The 4240-nt window shown below is 73.0% G+C and carries 2 protein-coding genes; one reads left to right on the forward strand and one right to left on the reverse strand.

The window, feature by feature from the left end; all coding sequences use genetic code 11:
* The first annotated feature begins 233 nt into the window (after window positions 1-233).
* Window positions 234-3533 carry a S8 family serine peptidase gene (locus HZS56_RS37305; RefSeq protein ID WP_216725245.1) on the forward strand — a complete coding sequence of 1100 codons (3300 nt, stop codon included), beginning with the start codon at window positions 234-236 and terminating at the stop codon, window positions 3531-3533.
* Window positions 3534-3605: 72 nt separating this feature from the next.
* Here HZS56_RS37305 and HZS56_RS37310 read toward each other — a convergent pair.
* A partial coding sequence (locus HZS56_RS37310) for a hypothetical protein (RefSeq protein WP_216725246.1) occupies window positions 3606-4240 on the reverse strand: 635 nt, incomplete at its 5' end.

Here is a 4240-nt window from a genome sequence, read left to right on the forward strand (position 1 = left end):
GCGGGGCGCCGCGGTCGTGCGGCTCGCGGGATTGTCATGTCCCGCCCCTTGTGTCCCCGATGGCGTATGGCGGAAGTACGCCACCGCCTCATCCCGTCTCGGACAACTCTCCCCAAACAGTGAACCCTTGCGTAAAGCTGAGCGGTCGTCCGGGATCGGATTCCGGACTGGCGCGACCGGAGCCGATCGGCTTCGGTCGTACCCATACGTTCCTTTACCTACAAGGGATGCCGATGACCCACACCCCCCAGCGGGAACCGATACCCGGCGCGAGACGCGCGGCCCGCATCGCCCTGACCGCCGGTCTCGTCGCCGCGCTCGCCGCGCTCGGGCCCGTCCCCGCGGCCCTCGCCGCCGACGGCCCGGCGACCACGCCCCCGGCCCCCGCGGACGCCTCCGCGAAGTCGGCGCACGACAAGCTCGGTTCCGACGACGCCGAACTGCTCGCCGCCGCGAAGGCCGACGGCGAGAAGAACGTCACGATGATGGTCGCCACCGCGCCGGGCCGGACCGAGCAGGTGGCGAAGGAACTGGACGCGGTCGACGGCGGCGCCGTCGGCCGGACCTACGACGAGCTGGGCTACGTCCGCGCCACCGTGCCCACCGCCAAGGCGGACTCGGCCATCGCCGCCGCCGCGAAGCTCTCCTCCGTGCACGGTATCGACCTGCGCGACGAGATCGAGCTGGACGACCCGACGCCGAGCGCGGACACGGCGAAGGGCGCCTCGCACAAGGGCCGGTCCTACCCGGCGCCGGACCGCCGGACCCCCGCCGAGAACCCGTACAACCCGTCCTTCGAGACGGGCGCCGTCGACTTCGTGAAGAAGCACCCGAAGTCGGACGGCCGCGGCGTCACCATCGGCATCCTCGACTCGGGCGTCGACCTCGCCCACCCGGCGCTGCAGAAGACCACCACCGGCGAACGCAAGATCGTCGACTGGGTCACCGCGACCGACCCGGTCGTCGACGGCGACCGCACCTGGCGCCCGATGACCACCTCCGTCTCCGGCCCCACCTTCACCTACGGCGGACAGACGTGGACCGCGCCCGCGGGCTCCTACCAGGTCAGCACCTTCCTGGAGTCCTACACCGCCGGCGGCGACGCGGCGGGCGACGCCAACCGGGACGGCGACACCACCGACTCCTGGGGCGTCCTGTACGACGCGAAGGCCGGCACGGTCCGCGTCGACCTGAACAACAACCACGACTTCTCCGACGACCAGCCGATGAAGCCCTACAAGGACGGCTTCCAGGTCGGCTACTTCGGCACCGACGACCCGAGGACGGACGTGGCCGAGCGCCAGCCCTTCGTGGTCGAGATCCGCAAGGACGTGGTCCACAACTCGGCCGGTGACAAGGCCGACTTCGTCAACATCGGCGTCATCGAGTCGGAGCACGGCACGCACGTCGCCGGACTCGCCGCCGCCAACGGGCTGTTCGGCGGCCGGATGGACGGCGCGGCGCCCGGCGCGAAGATCGTCTCCTCGCGCGCCTGCACCTGGAGCGGCGGCTGCACCAACGTCGCGCTCACCGAGGGCATGATCGACCTCGTCGTCGACCGGGGCGTCGACATCGTCAACATGTCGATCGGCGGCCTGCCCTCCCTCAACGACGGCAACAACGCCCGCGCCGAGCTGTACACCCGGCTCATCGACACCTACGGCGTGCAGCTCGTCATCTCCGCCGGCAACTCGGGCCCCGGCGCCAACACCATCGGCGACCCCGGCCTCGCCGACAAGGTGATCTCCGTCGGCGCGTCCATCTCCCGCGAGACCTGGGCCTCGAACTACGGCTCCGCGGTGAGGACCAAGTACGCGATGATGCCGTTCTCCTCGCGCGGCCCGCGTGAGGACGGCGGCTTCACGCCGACGCTGACCGCGCCCGGCGCGGCCGTCAACGCCATCCAGACCTGGATGCCCGGCGCCCCGGTCCCCGAGGCGGGCTACGACCTGCCCGCCGGCTACGGCATGCTCCAGGGCACCTCGATGGCGTCCCCGCAGGCCGCCGGTGCCTCGGCGCTGCTCCTGTCGGCGGCGAAGCAGGCCCGCGTCGACCTCACGCCGGCGAAGCTGCGCACGGCGCTGACCTCCACCGCCGACCACATCAAGGGCGTGCAGGCGTACGAGGAGGGCGCGGGCCTGATCAACATCCCGGACGCCTGGAAGTCGATCCGGCGCGGCGCCACCGCCCACGAGTACACGGTCGAGGCGCCCGTCGACACCGCGATCGACGAGTTCCTGGAGACCCCGGGCCACGGCACCGGCCTCTACGACCGCGAGGGCGGCCTGAAGGCCGGCCAGAAGAAGACGTACGAGATCACGCTGACGCGTACCTCCGGCGCCGACCGGGCGATCCGGCACGAGCTGCACTTCGAGAACAACGCGGGCCGGACCTTCCGGATCGTCGGCCGCGACGAGGTGGAGCTGCCGCTGAACAAGCCGGTGACGGTCCAGGTCGAGGCACGGCCGGGCTCCGCCGGCGTCAAGAGCGCGATCCTGGAGGTCGACGACCCGCGCACCGAGGGCATCGACCAGCAGGTCCTGACCACGGTCGTGGTCTCCGCCCCGCTGAAGTACGACTTCTCCGCGAAGAGCTCGGTGCAGCGCAACGCCACCACGTCGTACTTCGTGACCGTCCCCGAGGGCGCGAAGTCGCTGGAGGTGGCGATCGGCGGCCTCAAGGGGGAGAGCCAGACCCGGTTCATCTCCCTCCACCCGTACGGCGTCCCGGTCGACAACACCTCCACGCCGTACTGCTACAACAACTACCTCGACGGCAACGGCTGCCGCCCCGACGTACGCGCGTACGACGACCCGCAGCCCGGCGTCTGGGAGATCGAGGTCGAGGCACGGCGCACCTCGCCGCTCCTCGACAACCCCTTCAAGCTCGACGTCACCGTGCTCGGCGCGGTCTTCGATCCGGAGGTCGTCACCGTGCCCGAGGCGAAGGCCGGCACCCCGGCCGACGCCTCCTGGACGGTGACCAACCAGTACGCCCCGGTCGAGGGCAAGCTGGTCGGCGGTCCGCTCGGCTCGTCCGAGTCGTCCCGCCCGTCCATCGCGCAGGGCGAGACGGCGACCTCCACGGTCGAGGTGCCCGACGGCGCCGAGTCGCTGGACGTCGCCATCGGGGGCGTCTCCGACGCGGCCGCCGACCTGGACCTGACGGTCTACGACGAGGACGGCTCCGTCGTCGGCCAGTCCGCCGACGGCGACTCGGAGGAGTCGGTCTCCCTCACCAAGCCGGCCGCCGGTACGTACACCGTCGAGGTCGCGGGCTACTCGGTGCCCGCGGGCAGCACGGAGTACGACTACCGGGACGTGTACTTCTCCGCCGGCCTCGGTTCGGTGACCGTGGACGACTCGGCGACGGTGCGGCTCGGCACGGGCGCTTCGGCGGAGGTGACGGGCAGCGTCACGGCGCTGGCCGCCGCCCCCGAGGGCCGCGAGTTCTTCGGCCGGGTCCAGCTGGTCAACGCCCACGGCACGGTCGCGGGCCTGGGCAGCGTGCGGATCGGCAAGGTCGTGCCGTAGTCCGGTGCGGTACGGGGAGGGGCGGGCGCGCCCGGTGGATTCCGGGGCGCCCGCCCTTTCACCTGCTCGTGATCAACGCCCCTGGGGAGCGCCGCAGGTCAGGGTGCGGGACTCCGGCAGGGAGGCGGTGAGCCGGCCGCGGGCGGTGGCGATGTTCCGCTCGCCGGTGATCACCGTGTCGGCGGTGGGCCGGTCCCGCAGGCCACCGACCAGCACCCGGTCGCCGGGGGCGAGGGTGGCGAGCGCGTCGTCCAGCACGAACGCCGCCGGCCCGGGGTCCCCCTCCGGTGCGTAGGCGCGGGTCACCCGGAGCGTCACCCGGTGCCGTGCGGCCCCCGGCACCGGTTCGACGCCGGTCACCGTGCCCTCGGCGACCAGCAGGGCGCAGGCGAGGTAGCGGGGGGTGCCGAAGACCGGCACGGCCTCCCGGCCCTCGGACGGGCCCTCGGACGGGCCTCCGGGCGGGCCCGCGTCCGGGCCCGCGTCCGGGCCCGAGGGCGGGCTCTCCGGCCGGGCGTCGGAGGCGGCCGCGCTGTCGCCCGCCGTGTCCCGGGTGGCGCCGCTGCCGCCCTGCACCACCAGCCAGCCCAGGCCGGTGACGACCGCACCCGCGCAGACCGCCGCGACGACGCCCAGAGCGAGCCGGAAGGGTCGGCGACGCAGGGCCCGGGCGGGGGCCCCGGTGGGGGTGTAGCTGGAGGTGGGGC

It is taken from the genome of Streptomyces mayonensis, assembly GCF_018982965.1.
In the GTDB taxonomy this organism is placed as follows: Bacteria; Actinomycetota; Actinomycetes; order Streptomycetales; family Streptomycetaceae; genus Streptomyces; species Streptomyces mayonensis.